This window comes from Streptomyces sp. SAI-135 (assembly GCF_029893805.1).
Classification (GTDB): Bacteria; Actinomycetota; Actinomycetes; order Streptomycetales; family Streptomycetaceae; genus Streptomyces.
The window spans coordinates 7773695-7798536 of sequence record NZ_JARXYP010000002.1 but is presented as its reverse complement, the minus strand read 5'-3'; the positions used below and the strand labels follow the sequence as shown (position 1 = coordinate 7798536).

Sequence of the window (24842 nt, the reverse complement as noted above, 5' to 3'; positions counted from 1 at the left end):
TCAAGACCGGCCAAGAGGTGAGGTTGCGAACCATGGCCGTCGTGGACGAAACGACCGGCACCGGGCCGGCGAAGACCGCGGGAAGCTCACGCATGCGCCGTCGCCGCAGATCTTCCGTCCCGCTCCTGGTCGCGGTCGACGCGACCGCCGCGGCCATCGCCGCGTGCGGGGTGCAGCTGCTCTTCCATCGCTGGTTCGTCCCGGCCCTGCTCGTTCCGCTGTGGCTCCTCTCGCTGGCGTCACAGCGGGCATACGGGCCCGCCGCCGACACGGGGTGTTCCCGCCGGGTTATGGGGGCGGCCTGCCTGGCCGCCGCAGCGGCCGGTACCGCATGGTGGTTCGCGCCGCGCGACGACCTGCTGCACGACGCGCTGGTCGCGCTGCCGCTCGCCGCCGCACTGACGGTCGGCCTGCGCCGGTACCGACCGGCTCGCCTGCGCTCGGGTCCAGGCCGGAGCGCCGGCCGGGTGCTCGTACTCGGCCCGGCCGAGTCCGCCTCCGAGTTGATTGCGGCACTGCGCCGGGGGCACGGCCCGCGGCCGCAGGTCGTCGCAGTCCACCGCGCCGGCCCGACGGCCGCCGACGGCCGGGCCGGCGCGGAGGCCGGGATGTCCGGCGACGCCATGGACCTGCTCAGGGTGGTACGGCGGACCGGCTGCGACGCGGTCATCGCGTTGCCGGGCCCCGAGTTGGGTGCCGATAGACTGCGGCGGCTGTCCTGGGACTTGCGGGCGGAGGGCGTCGACCTGATGCTCGCGCCGGTCCTCGCCGACGTCGCGGCCCGGAGACTGGCCGTGCGTCCGGTCGCCGGGGTGCCCCTTCTGCAGCTGCGCGCGCCCGCGCTTTCCGGGCTGCCCCGCCTCCCCAAGGAGCTGACCGATCGTCTGCTGGCCCTGCTGGGCATCCTGCTGCTGACTCCACTGATGGTGGTCATCGGTGCCTGGGTACGGCTCGACAGCCCAGGTCCCGCGTTCTTCCGGGAACGCAGAATCGGGCGCGACAGTCATGAATTCACTCTTCTGAAGTTCCGGACCATGCACCGTGGCGCGGATCGGCGCAAGGGCGAGCTCGCCCACCTCAACCATTACGGCAGCGACCGGTTCTTCAAGATCGCGGACGACCCTCGGGTCACCGGCGCGGGGTCCTTCCTGCGCTCGTCCTCCCTGGACGAGCTGCCGCAGCTGTTCAACGTGCTGGCGGGCCAGATGTCCCTGGTCGGTCCGAGACCACTGGTGAAGGACGAGGTCGCCGCCCTGAGCGAAGACGGGAGTCACCGGCTTCTGGTGAAGCCGGGCATGACCGGTTTGTGGCAGGTCAGCGGCCGCTCTCGCCTGCCGACCGAAGAGCGGATCCGACTCGACGTGAGTTACGTCGAGAACTGGTCGGCCGCCCTGGACCTGTCCATCCTGCTGCGGACGCCGTCCGCGGTCGTGCGCCGGACCGGCGCCAGCTGAACCGTGCCGTGGCCTGACCCCGGTCGACGCGCGCACCGAAGGAGCCCCGCATGAGCGACCGAGCACCGGCGCTGCTCGTCAAGGTGGGCCGGTTTCCGCAGCTGCACGGCGGCCTCGGGGTGGTGCGCACACTGGGGCGTATGGGCGTGCCGACGTACGCCATGGTCGAGGACCGCTTCACCCCGGTCGCCCTCTCACGACATCTCGCCGGCCGCTTCGTCCGACCGACGACCGGAGGGGAGGACGCTTCGGAGCTGGTCTCGGCCCTCCTGCGGATCGGCCGGGAGATCGGGCGCCCCACCGTCGCTGTGGCGGAGGGCGACGAGGCCGCCGTCCTGCTGGCGGAGAACGCCGACCGTCTGGCCGAACGGTTCGTGCTTCCCCCTGTGCCGCCCGGGCTGCCCCGCAGACTGGCCAGCAAGGAGGGGCTGCACGGAATCTGCCAGGAGTACGGCGTGCCCACTCCCCGGACCCGATCGCCGGTCGACCGCGCCGAGTTGGTCGCGGTGGGCCGTGACTGGGGCTTTCCCGTGGTCCTGAAGGACAGGGAGCCGTTCACCAAGCTCAACGACCCAGCCGTCGGGCACACCACAGTGGTCCGCGACGAGGCCGAGCTGCTCGCCCGGTGCGGGAGGGCCGGTTCTCCCTCCGTCGTCGTGCAGGAGTACATCCCTCTGGAACGTGCCGAGGAGTGGTTCACCCACCTCTACGTGGACGCGGGAGGCATACCCCGGCTCGTCTTCACCGGGCGCAAGCTCCGCTCCTGGCCGCCCGGGACAGGCCTCACCACCCGGGCGCGGGCCCGGGCCAACACCGTCCTGGCCACCCTGGCAGCAGAGCTGTGCCGAGCCCTCGGCTACCGCGGGATCGCGGACCTCGACTGGCGCTTCGACCGGCGCGACGGCCTGTACAAGCTGGTGGACTTCAACCCTCGGTTCGGACAGCAGTTCCGCCTCTTCAGCACCGCGGGAGGAATGGACGTGGTCCGGGCGATGTACCTCGACCTGACAGATCGGCACGTCCCGGACGGCACACAGATCGACGACCGGGGCTTCATCGTGGGCAATCTGGACGCGGTATCGGCGACGGTGACCGCCTGGCGCGAACGCCGGCTCCCGACAGCGCTGCCGCGGCGCGACCTCGAACGGGCCTGGCTGAGCGGGGACGATCCGCTGCCCGCGGTCGCCGAGTCGGTGCGCTTCAGCGCCACCGTGGCCCGGCGGCTCACGAAACCGGTGCGCACCCTGCGCCGGCCGGACAAGGGTGCCCCGGACGGGCACCCGCACGGGCATGAGCCGCCGGACCGGACCGTCCGTGCTCCGGCAGATCCGCTCCTGTCACGGAAGGGTGCGGCGCCGTGACACGGGCCATCCTGCACATCACCCAGTCGAGCGAAGCAGGCGTCGCCCGAGTGGTCACGGACCTGGCCGCCGGGCAGTGCGCGAAAGGCGACCGGGTGACCGTGGCGTGTCCGGGCGTCGGCACGCTGACGTGGACAGCAGCGCAGCGCGGGGCCCGAACGGTGTGCTGGGACGCCGTACGGTCGCCCGGTCCGGCGCTTCCGGGCGAGGTCGCCGGAGTGCGGCGCATCGTGGACCTGGTGCGACCGGACGTGGTGCACCTGCACAGCGCGAAGGCGGGCCTCGCAGGCCGCCTGGCGCTGCGCGGGCGCCTTCCCACCGTCTATCAACCGCATGCATGGCCGTTCGCCGCCGTGTCCCCCGCTTTGCGGACCGCCGCCGTGCGGTGGGAGAGGGCGGGAGCCCGCTGGGCCCACCAGGTGGTGTGTGTCAGCGAGGGCGAGCGTGCCCAGGGAGTGGCCGCGGGCATCCGGTCCCGGTGCACGGTCGTCCGCAACGGGGTGGACCTCGACTGGCTCACCCCGCCGGGGGCCTCCTCGCGTGCGGCCGCGCGGTACCGCCTCGGCGTCCTTGGCACGGGACCACTGGCGGTGTGCGTGGCACGTCTGTGCCGACAGAAGGGGCAGGACGTGCTGCTCGACGCCTGGACGGAGGTGGAGGCCCGGCTGCCGGAGGCACGGCTGGTGCTGGTCGGGAGCGGTCCGGACGGTTCGCTCCTGACGGCACGGGCGTCGCCCACAGTCGGGTTCGCGGGAGCCGTCGTCGATCCCCGTGACTGGTATCTCGCGGCCGATCTCGTGGTGCTGGCCTCGCGCTGGGAAGCGGGGATGGCACTCGCCCCGCTGGAAGCCATGGCATGCTCCCGCCCCGTGGTCGTCACCGACGTGCCGGGAGCGCGGGAATTCCTCCCGGCCCCTCATGTGCCGTTCGCCCTGGTGCCGTTGGAGGAGCCGGGCGCTCTGGCAGCCGCCGTGACACGTCTGCTGGCCGATCCGGCGACCAGTCGTGCCCTCGGCGCCGAGGCGCAGGCACACATCCGTCGCCATCACGGGGTGCGCCAGGTCGTCGAGCGCATGGACACCGTGTACGACGACGCCCACCGGGTCTGGGCCGCGGGCCTCCGTGGCGCGGACCCTGCGAGGGTGGACGCGCCGGCCGGGTAGACGTGGTCACGGCCGGTGGGCGCGGCCGATCAGCGTGTGCAGGGCGGGGCGCAACGACGGCACCGCCCCGGCCATCCGGCGCAGGGCGGGATAGCTCCGCAAGGTCTTCAGGCGGAAGGTCGCGTCGGTCTCGGTGGCGTTGATGTCGACACGGGGGACGGCGTAGCGTCCGGCACCCTCGTGCACGCCGAAGGCGATCTCGTATCCGGCTTCGGCCACCGCTCTGCGTGCGGCGGCGTCGTGCCTTCCGTAGGGATAGGCGAAGGCGCGGACACGCCTCCCGGTGAGGTCGGCCACCACCGCAGCGGCGTCCACGAGGCTGCGGGCCAAGGTCCCGGCCGTGGCGTTCACCAGGTCGCCGTGGTCCCATCCGTGGCATTCGACGTCCAACCCCGCATCGACCAGGGCGCGTACGCCCTGCGCGTCCAGGAGTGGTTCGTCGGGCATCCCGGCCGTCCATGTGGCGGTGCCGCCCAGCATGCCGCCGAGCACAAAGGCCGTCGCGGGTACCCCCAGCTCGCGCAGGACCGGCAGCCCTTCCTCCACCAGGGCCAGGTAACCGTCGTCGAACGTCACCAGCACGCTGCGCCGTGGGAAGTCACCGCGCAGGTACCGGTCGAGCGTCAGGGGCGTCCAGCCGCGGTCGAGAAGTCCCCGCAGCTGTCTGTGGAGCGTGTCGGGCGGTACGAACAAGCAGTCCCGGTCCTTTCGGGCGGGCCGTGTGCCGACACCGTGGTACATCAGCACCAGCGGCGACCTGACCGGAAGGGCCCCAGTCATGGAGAACCGTCCGTATCCGGATCGTCCGCGGCAGGTCCGTCCGCTCTCGTCCCCCGGACCAGTCCGCGCCCGGCGCCGGCCACCTTGGCCAGGTCGCGCACCACCGCCGCGAAGGGGACCAGGGGCAGCGCCGCCCAGTGGCGCCGGCGCACGACCCTGGTGAGCGGCACCGACACGTAGACCGCGAACGCGCTGATCGCGACGGACCGGGCGCGCGGGCCGGTCACCACCGCGGCGACGGCGGTGGTGTAGGCGAACGCCCTGGCCAGGTCCCGGGCCACCAGGTGCGGGTCGGCCGACTGTCCGCCGCCCTCGCCGTAACGGAAGTACATCGCCGCCGTCCCGCGCAGGGTCGGCCGTTGTTCCCAGCGGACCTCGGCCGCCGAGGCCAGGACCGCCCGGCGGCCGGTACCCACCACGGCGCGGCCGAAGAGCACATCCTCACAGGTGCGCAGATGTTCGGGAAAGCCCCCGGCGTCCTGCCAGGCGGCGCGGGAGAAGGCCATCGAACGCCCCGTGGGCATGGTCGCGTCGAGTCCGCGGCCGAACAGCCGGCAGTACACGCGGGTCCACGGTCGCGGACGGCGGGCCTCCTCGGGGACCGGATACCCCACCGCCGACATGGCACGGGCCGACGCTCGGTGGCCGTCCACCCGGTAGACGCCCGTGATCAGGTCGGCCGGGACGGGCTCCGCCGCCGCCGCGCGAAGCCGGTCCAGCCAGTCCGGACCGGGGTCACAGCCCGCGTCGGTGCAGGCGATCAGCGAGTTGCGCGCCGCACGCACGCCGGCGTTGCGTCCGGCCGAGATACCCGAGCCCGGGAGCCGGAGCAGGCGGATCCGGGCGTCCTTCGAGGCCCAGGCCTCGGCCCGGTCGGCCGTGCCGTCGGTGGACCCGCCGTCCACGACGACGATCTCGTCGCCGTCCTCGACCAGTTGGGGTACCAGCAGTTCGAGAAGCCGGTCGATCACGTCGGCCTCGTTGAGCACGGTGGTCACCACCGAGACCGGCGCGGTCCCGGTCAGCCCCGCACCCGGCAGCCGCGCGGCCTCGGACAGGACCTGCGCCAGCCGTCCGGCGCACTCGGCAGGCCCGGGGTGAGCTGCGGTCAGGCGGCGTCCCACCGCGCCCATGGCGGCACGGGTGTCACGGTCCGCCAGACGCCGCAGCGCCAGAGCCACCTCGGTGGAGTCGCCGGGCGGCACGGCGATCCCAGCGTTCGCCGCACCCGGCTGCGCCACCCGCTCGGCGACGGGGCTGCCCGCAGTGGTGATCACCGGGACGGCGGAGCGCATCGCCTCCAGCGCGACCGCACCGAACCCCTCCGGATAGGGCATGGACGGTGTGGGCTTGGTCAGCACCGCGGCCACGTCAGCACCGGGAATGATCCGCCAGGCGTCGGGGATCCAGCCCGTGAAGTCGACGCGGTCACGCACTCCGAGATCGGCGGCCAACCGGGAGAGCCTGCTCCGCTCCCCCGGTTCGGTCGGCGCGTCCTCACCGACCACGGCCAGTCGCCAGCGCTCGCCCCCAGGCTTCGCCAAGGCCTCGATCGCGTCGTCCACGCCCTTGTTGGAGACCAGACGGCTGACGGTGAGCAACAGCGGCTCGTCGTGGCCCTCCGCGAGCCGTGCCCCATGTCGTGCCAGCTCCTCCCGGGCGGCCTCGCGGGACAGCGCGGTGCCTTCCGGCGCGGGGAACGGAACGAGCACGGCCCGGGGATGTCTCGAGGCGAGGAGCAGTCCCTCCGCCGTCGCCACGCAATCGTCGGTGAGCATGGCCAGGAGCCTCATCAGGCGGGGATGGGTGTAGTCGTGCTTGGCCCACACGCATCGCACGCCGGCGAGCCACGCCGCCGGTCCGCACACACACGCCGCTTTGACCCCGTTGGCGAGGACCACGTCCGGCCGATTCACCCGCAACCTGCGCGCGAGGGACACCGCGGAGGCCGCCACGGCCACTCCGGTCCGGCCCGTGGAGCGCGTGACGCACGGTATGCCCCTGCGGCGGAACTGCTCGTCCAGCGGTCCCGGGCCCAGCATGACCGCGTCCACGTCCAGCCGGTCGGTGGCGTCGAGCAGCGCCAGCAGCCAGAGTTCCGCGCCACCGATGACTCCGGCGTGCGTCACCACCGTGACGCGCAGTGGACGGTTCATCGGGCCCTCCTGCTCATCACCGAGCGGCACCGGTAGCTCCGGCGTGCCCGCCACCCGGCCGGTACCACCTCGTCAATGCTCCGCCGATCCCCGCACTGACGCCAACAGATGACCCATGCCAGGTATGTTTACGACGTATATGAATACGGTCGCCCCTGTTGGACCGCGGGGCAAGGAGGCGCGGCATGGTCAACGGACCCGGAAACGACCCAGCACGTCGCGCGAGCGATCGCGGGCGCTACGGCAGGCTCAATCGCGAGCGCGTGCTGGCAGCCGCCCTCGACCTGGTCGACCAGGAGGGGTTGTCGGCCCTGAGCATGCGGCGGCTCGGGGCCGAGCTGGGCGTGGAGGCGATGGCGCTGTACCGGTATGCGGCGAGCAAGGAGGCCCTGCTGGACGGTCTGGTCGAGGCCCTCTACCTCGAACTGGAGGAGCGGCTGACCGCCGAACAGGGGCGCGGGGACGAGACCACCGGGGCACCCGGATGGCGTACGGGGCTCCATCGCGTCGCGCGGGCGACCTACGACGTCTGCTTCGACCATCCCCAGGCGGTACCGCTGCTGACCACGCGCATGCTGGCGGTGCCGCTCGCCCGTCGGCCGCCGGCCGTGCTCAGGGACCACGAGCGGGTGCTGGTGCTCCTGCGGGAGGCCGGATTCGACGACGACCGGGTGGCCGTCGCCTTCCGGGCCTTCACCGCCTGGCTCCTCGGCTACGTGTCCGTGGAGCTGCGTCCGATGGTGGACAACCCCGACGAGTCGGACCCGGCGTTCCGTCTGGGCCTGCACCGGATGCCACCGCAAGAACTGCCGGCTCTCCGGGACATCGCCCCCGCACTCGCCGACCGCGGCGGACCGGAAGGGCTGGCGGCAGGGCTGGACGCGCTGCTCGACCGGTTCACCGACACGGCGTGACGAGCCCGACATACCATCACAAGCCGCCCAAACGGTCCAAACGGTCAGTGAACCCCGTCCAACCGGGCCCGCTGCTCCCCCGTGAGCTCCAGCTCCACCGCCGCCAGGTTCTCCTCCAGCTGGGCCACGGACGACACCCCGGCGAGCGGGATGACGGGCAGATCGCCGCCGAGCTGCCAGGCCAGGACCACCTGGTTGACGGTGGCGTCCGTTTCCTTCGCCACCTCCGTCAGGGCCTTCAGGCGGGACGGCGTGCCCGGGTGGTCGAAGTCGGCGGGGAGGCGGTCCGGGTGGGTGTAGGCGCCCTTGAGGAGGGGCGAGTACGCGACCAGGGTGAGGGCGGGCTCCGCGCGCAGGTAGCTCAGCAGGTCCGGGCCCGCGTGGCCGAGGCTGCCGTCGGGGAAGAGGGGCTCCGGGACGTCGGTGCGGGGGCGCAGATGGCTGTGGGCGTACTGGAGGACCTCGTAGCCCGGCAGGCCTGCCGCCGCCGCCAGGGCACGGGCCCGCTCCACCCGCCACACCGCGTGGTTGCTCACGCCCAGCAGACCCACGGTGCCCTCGGTGACCAGTTCGGCGAATCCCTCCACCGTCTCCTGGAGCGGGACCTTGTGGTCCTCTATGTGCGCGTACAGGAGGTCCAGCTTGGGCACGCCGAGGCGTTCCCGGCTGCGTTCCGCCGACTCACGGATCACCTTGGCCGACAGGCCCTCCGCGTTGTCGACGTAGCTGGTGCCGGGGGCCAGGGGGCGGGCGCCGAGCTTCGTGGCGATGACGATCTCGTCGCCGATGCCGCGGCTGCGCCGCCACCGGCCGAGCAGTTCCTCGCTCTGGCCGCCCTGTCCGCCGCCCTCCCAGAAGGCGTAGTTGTCGGACGTGTCGATGAAATTGCCGCCGGCCTCGACATAGCGGTCGAGTACGGCGAAGGAGGTCTCCTCGTCGGTCCGTGAGCCGAACAGCATCGCGCCGAGCGCGAGGACGCTGACCTCGCGGCGGGTCGCCGGGTCGGTGCCGATGGTGCGGTAGCGCATGGTGATGTCCTCCCGTGTGAGCCCCTGGTACGGGGGCACACGGGAGTCTTCATGCTGGAGCGCACACGAAGTCAAGGACTTGCGCGCTCACTTGGCGAACGGGCCCTCCAGAGCCGCCCATTGGAGCAGCATGATGGTCTTGGCGTCGGCGATCTCCCCGGTGCGGATCATCTCCAGGGCTCTGCGGAAGGGCAGTTCGAGGATCTCGATGTCCTCGCCCTCCTCATGGAGACCGCCTCCCTCGTGGGTACGGGTCGAGGGGGCGTACTCGGCGGCGTAGAAGCTGACGCGCTCGGTGACCGAGCCGGGGCTCATGTAGACGTCGAAGACGTGGCGGACCTCGCCGATGGTGTGCCCGGTCTCCTCGACGACCTCGCGCCGCACGGCGATCTCGGGGTGCTCGTCATCGTCGTCGAGCAGACCGCCGGGGGTTTCGATCAGCAGTCCGTCGGGGTGCCCGTTGACGTACACCGGGAACCGGAACTGGCGGGTGAGCAGCACGGTTTCGCGTTCCGTGTCGTACAGCAGCATGGTGGCGCCGTTGCCGCGGTCGTGGGTCTCGCGCTGCTGGGTGCTCCAGGTGCCGTCGGCGCGCTGGAGGTCGAACGTGGTGGCCCGCTCGACGTACCAGTGGCTGGACAGCAGTTTCACCTCGCGGACCTTGACGCGCGGGTTGCGTGTCAGGTCCAGGCCGGTGCGGTCGAGTCCGGTGCGGCCCCGGCGGTCGGGGATGTCGACGCCCTCGGTCATCGGACACCCGCCGTCCGGGAGGTGGAGCGGGAGGTACGGGCATTACGGGAGGAGCAGCGGAAGCGGGCTTGGTGCGAGTTGGTCATGACCGCTTCTACCATTCCGGGCCGGTCGTTCGCACAGTTCGGGCTGCCCGTGCCGTATCCGGAGCGGGTCGTGGACACGGTCCTGGACCATGCGCGCGGCGCCCGGCATTTCGGTCCCGGACGGGAGAACGCCTGCAACGTGCTCGACGTGGCCCACCCTCTGTGGCTGCGCACCCGGCAGCTCGGGCACGCCGCTGACGGGTACCGCTCCGGGGAGATCCGCGACTGGGCCGAGCGGCAGCCGGCCGGGGCGCTCTCGCGTCGGCAGGCGGGCCGGCTTCAGGTTCGGGCCGGGCTCGGCGGGACCCGGCCCCGAACCCGGCCTCCAGGGCACGGGGATGTGGCCGGCCATCGTCTGGCACCTCGCCGATCTGCTGGGCCGCTCCGAGGAACTCGGCTACCGCCCCCGGGGCAGCCACCGCCCCGAAGCGGCCCGGCAGGGAATCGGGGGCCGGGTTGAGGGGGGGGACGAGGCTGAGGGGTCTGACTGAGGTGGCCCGGCTGCGGGCCTGGAGCCTCTCCGCGCTGGCGTCGGGTGCCCGGCCTGGTGCGGCAGACCGGCGTGCACGTGCCTCCACCGGCCGGACGTCGTCGCCGGAACACACGAAAAGGGCCCCCGCAGGCTCTCGCCCGCGAAGACCCTTCGCACCGTCGGGACGACAGGATTTGAACCTGCGACCCCTTGACCCCCAGTCAAGTGCGCTACCAAGCTGCGCCACGTCCCGGTGCGCTGCCCCGCGGTCGACCGCGGGAACGCGCGTACAGAACTTTACCCCACACAGGGGGCAGGACCGAAGCGGGCACCAGGCGCGGGACAATCGACGCATGGCCAGTACATCCTCAGGACGGCAGCCGGGCGCGCGGGACCGGGACAGCGAGGGCCGGGCACGCAACGCCCGGCCCCGGGACGGGCTCGGACGACCGCTCCCGTACGGCGCCGACGGCGTCGCCCGGCAGCCGGAGGGCGTGGTGCGCGCTCCGGAGGAGACGGTGGCCGAGGCGCAGGAACTGCTGGACCTGGGGCGCCCTTTTCATGCCCACGAGGTCTTCGAGGACGCCTGGAAATCGGGCCCCGACGAGGAACGGGCCCTGTGGCGGGGGCTCGCCCAGCTCGCGGTGGGATTGACCCACGCGGCCCGGGGGAACGTCACGGGCGGCGCGAGGCTGCTGCGTCGCGGTGCCGGGGCCGTGGAGGAGTGGGCCGCGTCGCCCGCCGGGCGGGAGCGGCCGTACGGGATGGACCTGACCGGGCTCGGCGGATGGGCCCGACGGCTGGCGGACGACGTGGAGCGGAGCGGCTCGGCGGTGGACGCGCACAGCCGTGGTCCTCGGCTGCGGGGATGACGGGGGCGGGCGAACGCCGCACGGCGGTCGGGCAGCGGTGCCGGGAGGTGCCAGGCGCGCAGTCCGACTGGCTGAGGCCGATGCCGGGCGGGCAGCCCAACATCACGGCGACAAGCACGACACCGCCTGGTGGGTCGGCACCGTGGCCGCGTGCGCTGCGCCCGGCCGGCAGCGCGGCACTCGGGGCCGCAGGCGCGACACCCCAGGTGGGCAGTGGAACAGCAACACTCGGCGGTCGGCTCCACCACGGCCGCGGGCGCGGGGCCTGCCGCACAAACCCCTCCACCGCCACTGACGCCCCGCCCGGCCCGCAGTCCGCAGACCCCAGACCCCAGACCCCAGACCCCAGCATCGGGAATCGTGACCGCGTTCCGCGCCCGGTAACTCGCCGGCCCGGGGTCCGATGCCGGACGCGGTGCCGTCGCTGTCAGTGGCGTGGGGCAGACTCGGGGTGTGCGAAAGATTCATGTCATCGGTATCGGCGCGGGCGACCCCGAGCAGCTCACCCTCCAGGCGGTCAGGGCGCTGCGCGGCACGGACGTGTTCTTCGTCCTGGACAAGGGCGAGGTGAAGGGCGATCTCACACAGCTGCGCCGGGACATGCTGGACGCGCACATACCGGAGGGGACGTACCGGGTCGTGGAGGCCCGGGACCCGGAGCGGGACCGCAGTGCGGGCGGCTCCGCGTACTCCCCCGCCGTCGGTGACTGGCGCAGCGCCCGCGCCGACATCTACGAGCGGCTGATCTCCGAGGAGCTGGGCGAGAGCGAGAGCGGCGCGTTCCTGGTGTGGGGGGACCCCGCGCTGTACGACAGCACGCTCGGGATCCTCGAGGAGATCCTGGAGCGGGGTTCGGTGTCCTTCGAGTACGACGTCGTGCCCGGCATCAGCAGTGTGTCCGCGCTGGTGGCCCGGCATCGCACCGGGCTGAACCGGGTCGCGCGGCCCGTCCAGATCACCACCGGCCGGCGCCTGGCCGAGGGGTTCCCGGAGGGGGTGGACGACGTGGTCGTGATGCTCGACGCCCACCAGGCCTTCCGCGCCTACGCCGACCAGGACATCGACATCTACTGGGGCGCCTACATCGGCACACCGGACGAGATCCTCGCCTCCGGTCCGATCGCCGAGGCCGCGCCCCGGATCGAGCGGCTGCGCGCCGAGGCGCGGGAGCGCAAGGGCTGGATCATGGACACGTATCTGCTGCGCCGGCATCCGAAGCAGCCGTAGGCACCCGGGCGGACCGCCCCGCATGCACGGATGGCCCAGCGGTGTGATCGTGCCCTTGTGACAGTCGCCGAGGAATCCGGGCCATCCACACCGACCGCCGCCGCCCAGCCACCCGTGCTGGACGCGCGCCGCCGCAACGTCGTCTTCGTGACGATCATGCTGGGGATGCTGCTCGCCGCCCTCGACCAGACCATCGTGGGCACCGCCCTGCCGACGATCGTGTCGGATCTCGGCGGCGCCGAGCACATGTCGTGGGTCGTGACCTCGTACCTCCTCGCGGAGACCGTCGCGACCGTGCTGGTGGGCAAGTTCGGCGACCTGTTCGGCCGCAAGGTGGTCTTCCAGGTGTCGGCGATCGTGTTCATCACCGGTTCGTTCCTGTGCGGCCTGGCCTCCAACATGACGCTGCTGATCGTCTGGCGGGCGATGCAGGGAGTCGGCGCCGGCGGTCTGATGGTGACGGCGATGGCGTTGATCGCCGACGTGATCCCGCTGCGTGAGCGCGGCAAGTACCAGGGCGCCATCGGAGCCGTGTTCGGGGTGGCCACGGTCGTCGGACCGCTACTCGGCGGCCTGTTCACCGACCATCTGACCTGGCGCTGGGCGTTCTACGTCAACGTCCCCGTCGCGGTCGTCGTGGTGGCCGCTGCCGCCCGCACGATCCCCGTGGTCAAGTCGGCGGTGCGGCCGGTGATCGACTACCTGGGCATCGCGTTCGTCGCGGTGGGTGCCAGCGCACTGATCCTGGCGACGAGCTGGGGCGGCAACGAGTACGCGTGGGGTTCCGGCGTCGTCATCGGTCTGTTCGTCGGCGGGGCGATCGCGCTCGGGCTCTTCTGCTGGGTGGAGACCCGGGCGGCCGAACCGATGCTGCCGATGCGGCTGTTCGCCAACCCGGTGTTCACGGTCTGCTCGATCCTCAGCTTCATCGTGGGCTTCGCGATGCTGGGCGCGATGACGTATCTGCCGACCTATCTGCAGTACGTCGACGGCGACTCGGCCACTGTCTCCGGGGTGCGGACGCTGCCCATGGTGATCGGCCTGCTCATCGCGTCGGTCGCGAGCGGGAACGTGGTGAGCAAGACCGGGCACTACCGGCTCTTCCCGATCGCCGGCTCCCTGGTGATGGGGCTCGGGCTGTTCCTGATGTCCCTGATGGGGCCGTCGACGGGGGCGTGGCTGGAGTCGCTGTACATGTTCGTGCTGGGCACCGGCATCGGGCTGTGCATGCAGGTCCTGACGATCGCCGTGCAGAACACCGTCGAGTACGCCGACCTCGGCACCGCGACCTCGGGCGTCACCTTCTTCCGTACGCTGGGCAGTTCCTTCGGCACCGCCGTCTTCGGCACGATCTACACCAACTCCCTCACGCCCCACCTGAAGGACGGCATCGCCTCCGCGGTGCGGGCGGCGGGCGGCGGGCTGGATCCGGCCGTCGTGACCAAGGCGGCGACCAGCCCGGAGGGCCTGCACGACCTTCCCCCGGCCGTCGCAGCGCCGATCATCAGTGCGTACGCCGACACGATCCAGACGGTGTTCCGGTGGACCGTGCCGGTCGCGGCGCTCGGCTTCGTCGTCGCCCTGTTCCTCAAGCAGGTGCAGCTGCGCGACAGTGCGCGGGCCGGTTCCACCGACATGGGCGAGGGGTTCGCGTCACCGTCCGGGGCGGACTCGCAGCGGGTGCTGGAGAGCACCGTCGGGAAGATCATCGGCAGTACGGACCTGGACACCGCGCGCCGGATCATCGCGGACTCCGACACCCGGCTCGACATCGCCGGGGCGTGGGCCGTGATGCAGGTGGAGCTGCACAACCGGATGGTCGGGCACGCGAGCCTCGGCATGATCGCCGCGCGCCGGCATCTGCCGCCCGAGGTGCTGCTGCCCGTCTTCGACCGGATGGTCGAGGAGGGTTATCTGACCCGGGCCGGCCATCTCTTCTCCCACACCCCGGGGGGCGCGCGCGAGGCCCGGGTCATCAGTACGGCGTGGGGCAACTGGCTTGCGGACCGGGTGCAGCAGGATATCGGCCGCCCCTCGGGCACGGACCTGAGGGCAGCGGTGGACACGATCGCGAAACGGCTCCTGGTGGAGGACCTGAACAGCGGACTGCCGCAGCGGACACGGGAGTTGGCGAACAGCACCGCCGGCTGAACCGCGTGCGTGTCAAAGGCGGTCGAGGTCCAGCCACCTCTCGACGCCCGCCACGTCCGGCACCGCCGTCACCCCGTCGGGCAGGGCCGGTCGGCGTACGACCACCACGGGCACGGCCAGTTCGCGGGCGGCCGTGAGTTTGGCGGAGGTGGCCGTGCCCCCGCTGTCCTTGGTGACCAGGACGTCGATGCAGTGGTCGTACAGGAGCGTCGACTCGTCGGCCACCGTGAACGGGCCGCGGGCGAGAAGGACTTCGGTGTGCGGGGGCATGGGCGGCTCGGGCAGCTCCACCGACCGTACGACGAAGTGCAGTTCGGTCAGGTGGGCGAAGGCGGCGAGCTCCGTGCGACCGGTGGTCAGGAACACCCGCCGGCCGAGGCTCGGCAGCAACCGAGCGGCCTCGTCGAGGGAGTCGACCTGGTGCCAGCGGTCCCCCGGCCCCGGCCGCCAGCCGGGGCGGCGCAGCACCACGCAGGGCACGCCGGTCGCCGCGGCCGCCCGTGCCGCGTGGGCGGTGATCGCGCGGGCGAAGGGGTGGGTGGCGTCGACCAGTGCGTCGACACGCTCGTCCCGCAGCCAGTCGGCCAGCCCCTCGACCCCGCCGAACCCCCCGATCCGCACCTCCCCCGCGACCGCGCCCGGCCGGGTCACCCGCCCCGCGAGGGAGGTGGTGACGCGCACACCCGGCCGCGCCGCCAGCACGGCGGCCAGTTCACGGGCCTCGGTGGTGCCGCCGAGGATCAGGATGTGCGGGGACATGGCGGGTAGCGTACGAGGTCAGGGGGCGCGAGACGGCACGGCGGGTGCATGCCGTCGGCCCACGCCCGCCCCCCTCCGGCATGACATACGGCACGGTCGGCCTTGGAACTGCGGCCGACGTCCGTCCCCTCCGGAACTGCGGCCGACGTCCGCCCTCCCCGGTGGGACATGCGGCACAGCCGGGTGCCCCGCCGCGACCGATGCCCGCCCCTTCCGGCAGGGCATGTGGCACGGCGCGCGCACGGCCGCGACCGACGCCCGTCGCCGTCTGGTGGGGCATGCGGCACGGTCCGGTCCCCCGCCGGGACCAACGCCCGCCCCCTCCGGCAGGGTGTGCGGCTCGGCCCACGTCCGCCCACCCCGGCAGAACATCAGGGGCGTCGGACAACAGGCGTTCCAGCCCGTCCCTGGTTATGGTCCGGGCATGGCATCCGTGCGTGCGGTCCTCATCGACATCGACGGTGTCCTCACCGTTTCGTGGGAGCCCCTGCCCGGGGCGGTGGCGGCGTTGCGGGAGGTGCGGGAGGCCGGGTTCGGGGTCGCGTTGGTGACGAACACGACCTCGCGGACGCGGGCGTCGATCGCCTCGGTGCTGGTGGGGGCAGGGTTCGCCGTATCGGCGGAGGACATCCTCACCGCGCCCGCGGTCACCGCCGCGTATCTGGCCCACCACTGTCCCGGCGCCCGCTGCGCCCTGCTGAACAGCGGGGACATCGCCGAGGACCTCGCGGGCGTCACGCTGGTCGGCGACGAGGCCGAGGACGCCGACGTCGTCGTGCTCGGAGGTGCCGGGCCCGAGTTCGGTTACGCGGCGCTCAACCGGGCCTTCGGGCACCTCCAGCGCGGGGCCCGGCTGGTGGCGATGCACCGCAACCTGTACTGGCGTACCGCCGACGGGCTCCAGCTGGACGCCGGGGCCTTCTTGGCCGGTCTGGAGCAGGCCGCCCGGACCGAGGCCGAGGTCACCGGCAAGCCGTCGCCCGCGTTCTTCGAGGCGGCACTCGCGCGGCTCGGGGCCGGGCCGGACGAGGCGCTGATGGTGGGGGACGACATCGAGTCGGACGTGCTGGCCGCGCAGCGCGCCGGGCTCACCGGAGTGCTGGTGAGGACCGGCAAGTACCTCCCGGAGACCCACCGCTCGGCCAGTGGCAGGCCCGACCACGTGATCGACTCCTTCGCGGACCTGCCGGCGCTGCTCGGCGCGTCAGCGCAGCAGGAGCTGTAGACCGCCCACGACCGTCGCCGCGATCACCAGCTGTTCGAAGAGCCGCTGGTTGATGCGGTTCACGGCCCATTTGCCGAGCAGCGCGCCGGGCACGACGAACGCCACGAGGGCGAGGTCGAGCAGCAGCGAGTGCCCGTCGATCAGGCCGAGGCCGACGCTGAAGGGCACCTTGGAGACGTTGACGATCAGGAAGAAGAACGCCGAGGTGCCGAGGAAGCCGAGTTTGCGGAAGCCCGCGGACAGCAGGTACATCGACATCACGGGGCCGCCGGCGTTGGCGACCATGGTGGTGAAGCCGCCGAGGACGCCGTAGGAGCGGGCCTTGACGCGGCCGGTCCGGGTGGCGACCGAGTCGGGTTCCTCCTCGGCGTCGGCCGTGCGGCGGCGCCAGACCGTCACCGCCGCCATGAACAGGAGGATCGCGCCGATCGACGTCCGTACGATCCCGTCGTCCGCCCACCGGAGGAACAGCGTGCCGGCGACCACGCCGACCGCGACCGCCGGGAACAGCCGCCAGAGGGTGGGCCAGTGGGCGTGCCGCCGGTAGGTGAGCACCGCGAGCACGTCCCCGGCGATCAGGATCGGCAGCAGCGCGCCGGTGGAGGCGCGGGCGGGCAGCACCGCGGCGAAGATCGCGAGGCTGACCGTGTTGGCCCCGCTCACGGCGGTCTTGGAGAAGCCCACGAGCAGTGCCGCGGCGGCGAGGGCGGCGAACTCCCAGCCGGAAATGTGCCAGAGCGTCATCGTGTCCATGCGGAGACCGATGCTATGTGCAGGCAACCGGTCCGGTAAGTGCCGTCTCGCCGAGTGGTCCTGTTGACGTCCTCGGGCAGCCCCTAGTGCCGCTCCACCAGGACTGCGCTGCCCTGTCCGACTCCCACGCACATCGTCGCCAGCCCGCGCGCGGCCCCCGTCCGCCGCATCCGGTGCAGCAGGGTCGTGAGGATGCGGGCGCCCGAGCAGCCGAGCGGGTGACCCAGCGCGATGGCGCCGCCGGTGGGGTTGACGCGGTCGGGGTCGATGCCGAGTTCGTCCACGCAGGCGAGGGCCTGGGCGGCGAAGGCCTCGTTGAACTCGGCCTCCTCGATGTCGTCGACGCTCCAGTCCACGCGGGCGAGCGCCTTGCGGGTGGCGGGGACCGGTCCGATGCCCATCACGTCGGGGTGCACACCGGCCGAGGCGCCGGCGACGTAGCGGCCCAGGGACTCGAGGCCCAGCTCGTTCAGTGCCTCCTCGCTGACCAGGAGGAGTCCCGCCGCGCCGTCGTTCATCGGGGAGGCGTTGCCCGCCGTGACCGTGCCGCCGGCCCGGAAGACGGGCTTGAGGCGGGCCAGTTTGTCGTAGGAGGTGTCCTCGCGGATGCACTCGTCGCTGTCGACGAGCACGCCGTCGGGGCGCTCGACGGGGAGGAGTTCGTCGTCGAAGTGGCCGTTCTTGCGTGCCTCGGCGGCGAGTCGGTGGCTGCGCAGGGCGAACCGGTCCTGGCGTTCGCGCCCGATGCCGTAGCGCTGGGCCACCTCCTCGGCGGTCTCGCCCATGGGCAGCAGGCCGTGCAGTTCCTTCATGGCCGGGTTGACCAGACGCCAGCCGAGCCGTGTGTCGTGGGTCTCGATGCGGTGCGGGAGGGCCTCGTCGGGGCGCGGCAGCACGAAGGGGGCGCGGCTCATCGACTCGGAGCCGCCCGCGAGCACGATGTCGGCCTCGCCGGCGGCGATGGTGCGGGCGGCGGTGGTCACGGCCTCCAGTCCGGAGGCGCACAGCCGGTTGACCGTGGCGCCGGGCACGGTCTCGGGCAGTCCGGCGAGCAGCGCGGCCATGCGGGCCACGTTGCGGTTGTCCTCGCCGGCCTGGTTGGCGGCGCCCCAGTAGACGTCGTCGACGCGCGCCGGGTCGAGTGCGGGCACGTCGGCGACCAGGGCGCGGATCACGGTGGCGGCGAGGTCGTCGGGGCGTACGGCGGACAGCGCGCCGCGGAGTCTGCCGATGGGGGTGCGGCGGGCGGCCGCGAAGTGGACGGGGCGCACGGGAAGACTCCTGACCGTAGGGGTTCCGGACCGCTTTAATTAGCACCGCTAGTTTCGGACTATAGCGCAGCGGGAGCAGACATGGCCGAGCACGTCCTCACCGGCATCCACGGTCCCCTCACCGTGCGCGAGTGGCCCCACGGCCGCCCCCGGTACGTGGCCCTCGTGGTGCACGGGTACGGGGAGCACGCCGGCCGGTACGAGGAGCTCGCCGGGGTCCTCACAGCGCACGGCGCGGCCGTCATCGGGCCCGATCACACCGGGCACGGCAGGTCCGGCGGGGAACGGGTCCTGATCGAGGACTTCGAGGACGTGGTCACCGACGTGCACGCGGTCGCGGACCTGGCCCGGGGCGTCCACCCCGGGGTGCCGCTCGTCATGGTCGGGCACTCCATGGGCGGTCTGATCGCCGCCCGTTTCGCGCAGCGGTACGGCGACGAGCTCACCGCGCTCGTGCTGTCGGGGCCGGTGATCGGCGCCTGGGAGCTGCCGGGAGCCCTGCTCGCCCTCGACGAGATCCCGGACACCCCCGTCAGTCCGGCCTCGCTCTCCCGTGACCCCCGGGTGGGCGCCGCCTACCGGGCGGATCCCCTCGTCTGGCACGGGCCGATGAAGCGGCCGACGGTGGAGGCGTTCGCCCGCACCCTGAGGACCGTGTCCGAGGGCGGCCGGCTCGGCCCGCTCCCGTTGCTGTGGCTGCACGGTGACGACGACCGGCTGGTCCCGCTCGCCGGGAGCCGCGCCGGGATCGAGGAGATCAGGGGGCCCCTGTGCAGCGAGCGGATCTACGCCGGTGCCCGCCACGAGGTGTTCCACGAGACGAACAGGGCGGAGGTCTTCGCAGATGTGACGGGCTTCATCGAGGGCGTGCTCACACCCTGAGACCGCCCTGTTTGCACGAGTACGCCCGGGGCACCCGCGCCCCCATGGAGTGGTTGCGTCGAGCGGCCTGCGTGGGAGAGGACCCCGAGCTGTTCTTCCCCGTGGGCACGCAAGGACCCGCGCTGCGGGACGTCGCGGCGGCGAAGCGCGTGTGCGCCCGCTGCCCGGTGACCGCCGAGTGCCTCGACCTGGCGCTCAGCAGCGGGCAGACCTCCGGCGTGTGGGGCGGAACCTGCGAGCAGGAACGCGACGCACTGCTCCGTACCGGCATTGACCATGCCAGAAGGAGGAGCACGGTATGACTGTGGTCAGGAGCACCCTGTCCGATTCGGCCCGCGAGACGGCCGGGGACGCCCTGCAGAGCACCCTGGTGGATCTGATCGGCCTGTCGCTGATCGGGAAGCAGGCGCACTGGAACATCGTGGGCCCGCGTTTCCGTTCCATCCACCTCCAGTTGGACGAGGTGGTGTCGACGGCCCGTACGTTCTCCGACACCGTGGCCGAGCGCGCCGCGGCCCTGGGCGTGCCGCCGGACGGCCGCCCCGAGACGATCGCCGCCGCCTACACGCTGCCCGGCTCGAAGAGCGGCTGGATCCGGGACGACGAGGTCGTCCGGCTGATCGTGGAGACGCTGGAGGCGGCCATCGGCCGGCTGCGCGAGCGCATCGAGGCCACCGAGAAGGCCGACCCGGTCACCCAGGACCTGCTCATCGGCATCACCGCCGAACTGGAGAAGCAGCGCTGGATGTTCGAGGCCGAGAACTGGCCCCGGGACTGACCGGCCGCAGACACCCACGGAAAGGCGCACGCGATGACCGACGCCCTCGAACTCGACGCGCTGTGGGAGGACTTCCACCGCGCGGTGAACATGACCTCCCAGGAACTGGCCGCCTGGCTGCGGGTCAGCGACGCCGACGAGTCCGCCGAGCCGCTGCCGGAGCACGCGGGTGAGCCGACCGGGCAGCACGTCCTCGCGATCCTCCAGAAGCGGCGCACGGACCTGACCGACGACGACATCGACGTGATGTACGAGGTCGTGGACACCGTCGCCGCGGAGGCCGACGTGGAGAAGGAGCCCGAGGCCGAGGAGACACTCCGCCGGCACCGGCTGATGTCCGTCGGACACGACCCGCTCAGGCGGTGACGAGGGCGGAGCGCGTCGTACGGGAACTCGTCGGCGCGCACGGACGGACGTACGCCGCGGAGGCGGGCATCACGCTGAAGGACACCCCGCAGCCCCTGTACCGGCTGCTGGTGCTGTCCCTTCTGCTCAGTGCCCGCATCCGCGGCTCCGTCGCGATCGCCGCCGCCCGCGAACTGCACCGGGCCGGACTGCGTGATCCCCGCAGCATGGCCCAGGCCGGCCGGCAGAAGCGGGTGGACGCACTGGGCCGCGGCGGCTACCGGCGCTACGACGAACGTACGGCCACCCAACTCGGCGAAGGCGCCGACCTGTTGAACGAGCGCTGGGGCGGCGACCTGCGCCGGCTGCGCGCCGAGGCGGACGGCGACGTGAGCGAACTGCGGCGCCTGCTCCAGGAGTTCCCCGGCATCGGACCCGCCGGAGCCGACATCTTCCTGCGTGAGGTGCAGGGCGTCTGGCCCGAGGTCGCACCCTGTCTGGACGGCAAGGTGCTCGCGGGTGCCGAGCGGCTGGGCCTGCCGAAGGATCCCGACCGGCTGGTCGAGCTGGCCGGTGACGCCCAACCCGACGTCCTCGCCGCCGCGTTGGTGCGGGCGGCGATCGACGACGGGGTGGCCGAGGACAGCCTCCGCCGCGCCGGGTGACATGGCACACTGCTCGCACATCCTGTCGAGCAGAGGAGCGTTGTGTGACCGGGACCGAGTCGGCCGGCCGACGGATCGACACGAGCAGGCCGCATCCGGCCCGGGTCTACGACTGGTTCCTCGGCGGGAAGGACAACTACCCCGTCGACGAGGAGCTGGGACGCCGGATCACCGCGCAGGGCGACGCCCCCCGGCAGGCGCGCGCCAACCGCCGGTTCATGGAGCGGGCCACCCGTGCCGTCGTACGGGAGGCGGGAATCCGCCAGTTCCTCGACATCGGCTCCGGCATCCCCACCGAGCCCAACCTGCACCAGATCGCCCAGTCCGCCGTACCGGACGCCCGGATCGTGTACGTCGACAACGACCCGATCGTCCTGGCCCACGCGGCGGCCCTGCTGCACGGCACCCCGGAGGGGGCGACGCACTACATCCAGGCCGACGCCCGCGAACCGCGGCAGATCCTGCAGGGCGCCTCCGCCGTCCTCGACTTCGAGCAGCCCGTCGCGCTGTCGCTGCTGCACTTCATCCCCGACGAGGACGGCGCCCAGGAGCTGGTGGAGACGCTGGTCGGCGCGCTGGCACCGGGCAGTTGTCTGGTGCTGTCGGCGATGACGGCGGACTTCGACCCGGAGAAGGTGAACGCGGGCATCGCGGCCTACACCGCCGGCGGGGTCACCCTGGTGGCCCGCTCCCACGACGAGGTCAGCCGTCTCTTCAAGGGACTCGACGTACTGGAGCCCGGCATCGTGTCCCTGTCGCGGTGGCGTCCGGACGAGCGGGAGGACGGCGAGCCGGTGTCGCTGTACGGCGGGGTCGGCGTCAAGCGCTGAGCCGTCATCCCAGCAGCCATCCGCCGTCCACGCTCAACTCCACGGCGTTGACCGAGCCGTTGCGCAGCAGGAAGTCCACGGCGTCCACCACGTCGGCCACGGTCGCGAGCCGTCCGGTCGGGGTCCTGGCCCGCAGGGCCGCCAGGACCTCCTCCGGCTTGCCCCGCCAGTAGGGGCTGTCCCCGACCACCCCGGGGTGGATCGCGTTGACGCGGACCGGGGCGAGTTCGAGGGCCAGGGTGTGCATGAGCCCGGTCACCCCGGCGTTGACCGTCGCCACCGTCGTCGCCCCCGGGTAGGGCCGCTCCTTGGCCTGTCCGCCGAACAGCACGACGGCACTGTCGTCGTGCAGCCGGGACCGCAGCGCGTGCACGACGGCGGTGTAGCCGACGAGCTTGAGGGTGACGAGGTGGACGGCTGCGTCGATGTCGTACGCGGCGACCCGGTTCTCGTCGCGGGAGATGCCCGCGATCACCAGGTGGTCGACGGGTCCCACGTCGCTCAGCGCGTCGACGATGCCCTTCGGCCGTGCGAGGTCCAGGGCGAGGCCCCGGGCGCCGATCTCCTTGGCCGCGGTGTCGGTGCGGTGGGCATCGCGTCCGGTGATGACCACCTCGTCGCCGCGCTCCGCCCGCACCCGGGCGAACTCCCGCCCGATGCCCGAGGTCCCGCCGACCACCACCACAGCGCTCATCGGGACGCCTCCCTCAGGTACTCCCAGTCCCGCGTGAACCGGTAGGAGTGCCGCACCGGCGGCTGCGGCGCCTGGGTCTCCAGCCAACGCAGCGGCCGGTCACCGGCGTTGGAGAAGCCGTGCACACAACCCGCGCCCGCCCAGGCGCAGTCGCCCGGCCCGAGCCGGTAGCGCGAGCCGTCGAAGACCGCGTCCGCCTCGCCCTCCAGGAACAGGTACGTCTCCTCGAAGGGGTGGTCGTGCGTGCCCGCGACGCCGTCGGGCGCGTACTGCACCATGAACATCGTCGAGGCGACCGCGCCGAGATCGCCGTCGACCATCATCTTCACGGTGATCCCGCTGTAGACGAGCAGCGCGGTCCGCATGCTCGCCGACACCGCGAGCAGGTCCTGGGACTGCTTGCCGGGGTCCATCTGCGCGGGCTCGAAGTGACCGAAGGACCGGGTGCGCGGGTCACGGACGTCGACGCGGACCGGCGGGCGTACCGGCCACGGGGCCACCGACTGGGTGTCGTACCCGTAGCGGGCGCGCGGCACCGGCGCGAGCATGTCCGCCCAGCGGGCGACGCCGTCCCCGCCGCCGCGCCAGGCGTGCGGGACACCGGTCGGCAGGAGCCCGTAGTCGCCCTCCTCCAGCAGGTACGACCCCTCGGGCACGTCGAGGACCACGGCGCCGTCGAGGACGTGGAAGCTCTCCTCGTACGAGTGCACATGGGCCGCGACCGCGCCGTCGGGGCGCAGCTCGCACACCCCGAAACCGGTGTGCGAGCTGCCGTCGGCCTCTCCGACCAACTCCCGTCGCCGGAAGCCGTGTTCGTCGTACGACGACTCCGGGAGGCCGGTGCCCCGGCGCACCAGGTGTCGTGTCACGCCCGGGCCTCCTTCGCGGCCAGCAGCCGGTCGCGGGACTCCTCGACCAGGCGCCGGGCACGCGCCACGTCGGCCGTGAGCCTGCCGTCGCGCTTGCGGACGACGCCGTCGACGATGACGGTCTCCACGTTGGACACGTCGGCGCTCAGGGCCACGGCGGCGGCCGCGTCGTGCACGGGGGCCACGTTCAGGGCGGTCGCGTCGATCGCGACGACGTCCGCGCGCTTTCCGGGGGTGAGGGATCCGGTGCGGTCCTCCAGACCGGCCACGTGGGCACCGTTGCGGGTGGCGATCTCCAGCATCTGACGTGCCGTCAGCATGGTGTCGGGGACCGGGACGTCGGCCTGCCAGCTGTCCGCGTTGACGCGGGCGCGCTCGGCGCCGAAGGCCGCGCGGATCTGGGTGAACATGTCCCCGGGCACGGTGGTGACGACGTCGATGCTGAGCGAGGGGCGCAGGCCGTGCTCGATCGCCTTCATCACCGGCGGCCAGCCGTGCCCCATCTGCGTCTCGACCTGCGGCGCGATGGAGACCGTACCGCCGCTGTCGGCGACCAGCCGCCACTCCTCCTCGCTGAAGTAGCAGCAGTGGATGTAGGTGGTGTCGGGGCCGAGCAGTCCGAGGTCGTGGAGCTGCTTGACCATGCCGAAGCGGCCGGCGAGGCGCCCCATGGCCACGTGCACGGTGATCGGGATGCCCAGCTCGCGGGCGAGGGCCCACTCGGAGGTGACGACGTCGCCCACGCAGAAACCGGGGCCGCGGGTGGCGAGGGCCAGGGTGAGCAGTCCGGCGTCGGAGGAGAAGTACTCGGTGCGGATCCTGCGTACGTCGTCGCCGGGGATCGCGATCTTGCTCTCGAACCAGTAGTCGGCCAGGGAGGTGTTGGCGCTGCCGTAGGCGTACTGGGCGCGGATGCCGGTCTCCCGCAGGGCCCGGATCGCCGCGTCGGGGTGCTCGGGGGTGTTGTTGATGTGGGACCAGTCGACGAGCGTGGTGATGCCGGCGTTGAGGCACTCCAGGGCGCCCGCGAGGTTGGCCGCGTAGACGTCCTCGGGGGTGTAGAGGGGGGCGAAGGTGTCGAGGATGTCGACGAAGTAGTCGTCGAGGGTGGCGTCGGGCGCCACGTTGCGGATCGAGGCCTCCCAGGTGTGGCGGTGGGTGTCGACGAAACCGGGGATCACGATGCGGCCGGTCATGTCGAGGACTTCCGCGTCCGCGCTGATCTCGCGGTCCACGGCCGCGATCCACCCGTCCTCGATGAGGACGTCCCCCCTCGGCAGGTCCCCGATGCCGGGGTCCATGGAGAGCACGTGTCCGGCTCGAAGGAGTGTCCGATGGGTCATCGCGCTTCCTCCTA

Annotated in this window: 24 protein-coding genes, 1 tRNA gene and 1 pseudogene; 15 read left to right on the top strand and 11 right to left on the bottom strand. The window is 72.4% G+C overall.

The genetic code is table 11. From position 1 onward, the window contains the following. Positions 1–41: 41 nt before the first annotated feature. Genes M2163_RS39680 through M2163_RS39670 form a run of 3 tightly spaced genes read left to right on the top strand, consistent with a single transcriptional unit; the run spans position 42 to position 3978 of the window. Entirely contained in the window at positions 42–1454 is a 1413-nt protein-coding gene (locus tag M2163_RS39680) for an exopolysaccharide biosynthesis polyprenyl glycosylphosphotransferase (protein ID WP_280896415.1), read from the top strand. A gap of 50 nt (positions 1455–1504) precedes the next feature. Continuing rightward, a complete protein-coding gene (locus M2163_RS39675) occupies positions 1505–2815 on the top strand; it encodes an ATP-grasp domain-containing protein (RefSeq protein ID WP_280896414.1) in 1311 nt (436 codons plus the stop codon). Beyond that, entirely contained in the window at positions 2812–3978 is a 1167-nt protein-coding gene (locus M2163_RS39670; protein WP_280848074.1) for a glycosyltransferase, read from the top strand. The genes M2163_RS39675 and M2163_RS39670 overlap by 4 nt, the downstream gene beginning before the upstream one ends. 6 nt (positions 3979–3984) lie before the next feature. On the opposite strand, the gene M2163_RS39665 is transcribed toward M2163_RS39670, so the two are convergent. Continuing rightward, entirely contained in the window at positions 3985–4758 is a 774-nt protein-coding gene (locus M2163_RS39665; RefSeq protein WP_280896413.1) for a polysaccharide deacetylase family protein, read from the bottom strand. Beyond that, positions 4755–6914, bottom strand: a complete 2160-nt coding sequence (locus M2163_RS39660; RefSeq protein WP_280896412.1) for a glycosyltransferase — start codon at positions 6912–6914, stop codon at positions 4755–4757. The genes M2163_RS39665 and M2163_RS39660 overlap by 4 nt, the downstream gene beginning before the upstream one ends. Before the next feature lie 185 nt (positions 6915–7099). Between M2163_RS39660 and M2163_RS39655 the strand changes: the two genes are divergently transcribed. Continuing rightward, on the top strand, positions 7100–7828 hold the full coding sequence (locus tag M2163_RS39655; RefSeq protein WP_280896411.1) for a TetR/AcrR family transcriptional regulator: 729 nt from the start codon (positions 7100–7102) through the stop codon (positions 7826–7828). Positions 7829–7872: 44 nt separating this feature from the next. Here M2163_RS39655 and M2163_RS39650 read toward each other — a convergent pair whose 3' ends face one another. Both M2163_RS39650 and M2163_RS39645 read right to left on the bottom strand, forming a co-directional pair. Next, the gene (locus M2163_RS39650; protein WP_280897386.1) at positions 7873–8856 is read right to left on the bottom strand and encodes an aldo/keto reductase; all 984 of its coding nucleotides are present in this window, start codon (positions 8854–8856) and stop codon (positions 7873–7875) included. A gap of 87 nt (positions 8857–8943) precedes the next feature. After that, complete coding sequence (locus M2163_RS39645; protein WP_280848079.1) at positions 8944–9606, bottom strand: NUDIX domain-containing protein; 663 nt, start codon at positions 9604–9606, stop codon at positions 8944–8946. A 111-nt stretch (positions 9607–9717) separates the two neighbouring features. On the opposite strand from M2163_RS39645, the pseudogene M2163_RS39640 reads away from it, so the two are divergent. Further along, positions 9718–10183 (top strand): annotated as a pseudogene (locus M2163_RS39640) (acyltransferase); the annotation flags it as partial. A 160-nt stretch (positions 10184–10343) separates the two neighbouring features. Here M2163_RS39640 and M2163_RS39635 read toward each other — a convergent pair. Beyond that, positions 10344–10417: transfer RNA gene (locus M2163_RS39635), tRNA-Pro, on the bottom strand. A 100-nt stretch (positions 10418–10517) separates the two neighbouring features. Between M2163_RS39635 and M2163_RS39630 the strand changes: the two genes are divergently transcribed. The 3 genes from M2163_RS39630 to M2163_RS39620 all read left to right on the top strand — a co-directional run bounded on the left by M2163_RS39630 (position 10518) and on the right by M2163_RS39620 (position 14414). Continuing rightward, complete coding sequence (locus M2163_RS39630) at positions 10518–11036, top strand: DUF309 domain-containing protein (RefSeq protein ID WP_280896410.1); 519 nt, start codon at positions 10518–10520, stop codon at positions 11034–11036. A 453-nt stretch (positions 11037–11489) separates the two neighbouring features. After that, on the top strand, positions 11490–12263 hold the full coding sequence (gene cobF / locus M2163_RS39625; protein ID WP_280896409.1) for a precorrin-6A synthase (deacetylating): 774 nt from the start codon (positions 11490–11492) through the stop codon (positions 12261–12263). Between the two features lie 57 nt (positions 12264–12320). Beyond that, positions 12321–14414 carry an MDR family MFS transporter gene (locus M2163_RS39620; RefSeq protein ID WP_280896408.1) on the top strand — a complete coding sequence of 698 codons (2094 nt, stop codon included), beginning with the start codon at positions 12321–12323 and terminating at the stop codon, positions 14412–14414. Positions 14415–14426: 12 nt separating this feature from the next. On the opposite strand, the gene M2163_RS39615 is transcribed toward M2163_RS39620, so the two are convergent. Then, on the bottom strand, positions 14427–15173 hold the full coding sequence (locus M2163_RS39615; protein ID WP_280848083.1) for a cobalt-precorrin-6A reductase: 747 nt from the start codon (positions 15171–15173) through the stop codon (positions 14427–14429). Between the two features lie 424 nt (positions 15174–15597). Here M2163_RS39615 and M2163_RS39610 point away from each other — a divergent pair, with 424 nt between their 5' ends. Continuing rightward, the gene (locus M2163_RS39610) at positions 15598–16398 is read left to right on the top strand and encodes an HAD-IIA family hydrolase (protein WP_280896407.1); all 801 of its coding nucleotides are present in this window, start codon (positions 15598–15600) and stop codon (positions 16396–16398) included. Here the strand turns inward: M2163_RS39610 and M2163_RS39605 are convergent. Beyond that, positions 16378–17151: a sulfite exporter TauE/SafE family protein gene (locus tag M2163_RS39605; protein WP_280848085.1), complete on the bottom strand. Its 774-nt coding sequence runs from the start codon at positions 17149–17151 to the stop codon at positions 16378–16380. The genes M2163_RS39610 and M2163_RS39605 overlap by 21 nt on opposite strands. Before the next feature lie 83 nt (positions 17152–17234). Next, entirely contained in the window at positions 17235–18422 is a 1188-nt protein-coding gene (locus M2163_RS39600) for a thiolase family protein (protein ID WP_280896406.1), read from the bottom strand. An 81-nt stretch (positions 18423–18503) separates the two neighbouring features. Here M2163_RS39600 and M2163_RS39595 point away from each other — a divergent pair, with 81 nt between their 5' ends. Genes M2163_RS39595 through M2163_RS39570 form a run of 6 tightly spaced genes read left to right on the top strand, consistent with a single transcriptional unit; the run spans position 18504 to position 21922 of the window. Continuing rightward, positions 18504–19304, top strand: coding sequence for an alpha/beta hydrolase (locus tag M2163_RS39595; protein ID WP_280896405.1), 801 nt, complete (start codon positions 18504–18506; stop codon positions 19302–19304). A 44-nt stretch (positions 19305–19348) separates the two neighbouring features. Then, on the top strand, positions 19349–19606 hold the full coding sequence (locus tag M2163_RS39590) for a WhiB family transcriptional regulator (RefSeq protein ID WP_280848088.1): 258 nt from the start codon (positions 19349–19351) through the stop codon (positions 19604–19606). Beyond that, positions 19603–20082 (top strand): DNA starvation/stationary phase protection protein, encoded by a 480-nt coding sequence (locus M2163_RS39585; protein ID WP_280848089.1) that lies wholly within the window; start codon positions 19603–19605, stop codon positions 20080–20082. The genes M2163_RS39590 and M2163_RS39585 overlap by 4 nt, the downstream gene beginning before the upstream one ends. Before the next feature lie 33 nt (positions 20083–20115). Beyond that, entirely contained in the window at positions 20116–20448 is a 333-nt protein-coding gene (locus tag M2163_RS39580) for a DUF3140 domain-containing protein (protein ID WP_280848090.1), read from the top strand. Further along, positions 20445–21092, top strand: a complete 648-nt coding sequence (locus M2163_RS39575; RefSeq protein WP_280896404.1) for an endonuclease — start codon at positions 20445–20447, stop codon at positions 21090–21092. The genes M2163_RS39580 and M2163_RS39575 overlap by 4 nt, the downstream gene beginning before the upstream one ends. A gap of 44 nt (positions 21093–21136) precedes the next feature. Further along, complete coding sequence (locus M2163_RS39570) at positions 21137–21922, top strand: SAM-dependent methyltransferase (RefSeq protein ID WP_280896403.1); 786 nt, start codon at positions 21137–21139, stop codon at positions 21920–21922. Between the two features lie 4 nt (positions 21923–21926). Here M2163_RS39570 and M2163_RS39565 read toward each other — a convergent pair whose 3' ends face one another. Genes M2163_RS39565 through M2163_RS39555 form a run of 3 tightly spaced genes read right to left on the bottom strand, consistent with a single transcriptional unit; the run spans position 21927 to position 24828 of the window. After that, positions 21927–22616 (bottom strand): SDR family oxidoreductase, encoded by a 690-nt coding sequence (locus M2163_RS39565; RefSeq protein ID WP_280848093.1) that lies wholly within the window; start codon positions 22614–22616, stop codon positions 21927–21929. Then, the gene (locus tag M2163_RS39560) at positions 22613–23485 is read right to left on the bottom strand and encodes a cupin domain-containing protein (protein ID WP_280896402.1); all 873 of its coding nucleotides are present in this window, start codon (positions 23483–23485) and stop codon (positions 22613–22615) included. The genes M2163_RS39565 and M2163_RS39560 overlap by 4 nt, the downstream gene beginning before the upstream one ends. Beyond that, positions 23482–24828 (bottom strand): amidohydrolase family protein, encoded by a 1347-nt coding sequence (locus M2163_RS39555; protein WP_280848095.1) that lies wholly within the window; start codon positions 24826–24828, stop codon positions 23482–23484. The genes M2163_RS39560 and M2163_RS39555 overlap by 4 nt, the downstream gene beginning before the upstream one ends. Positions 24829–24842 lie beyond the last annotated feature (14 nt).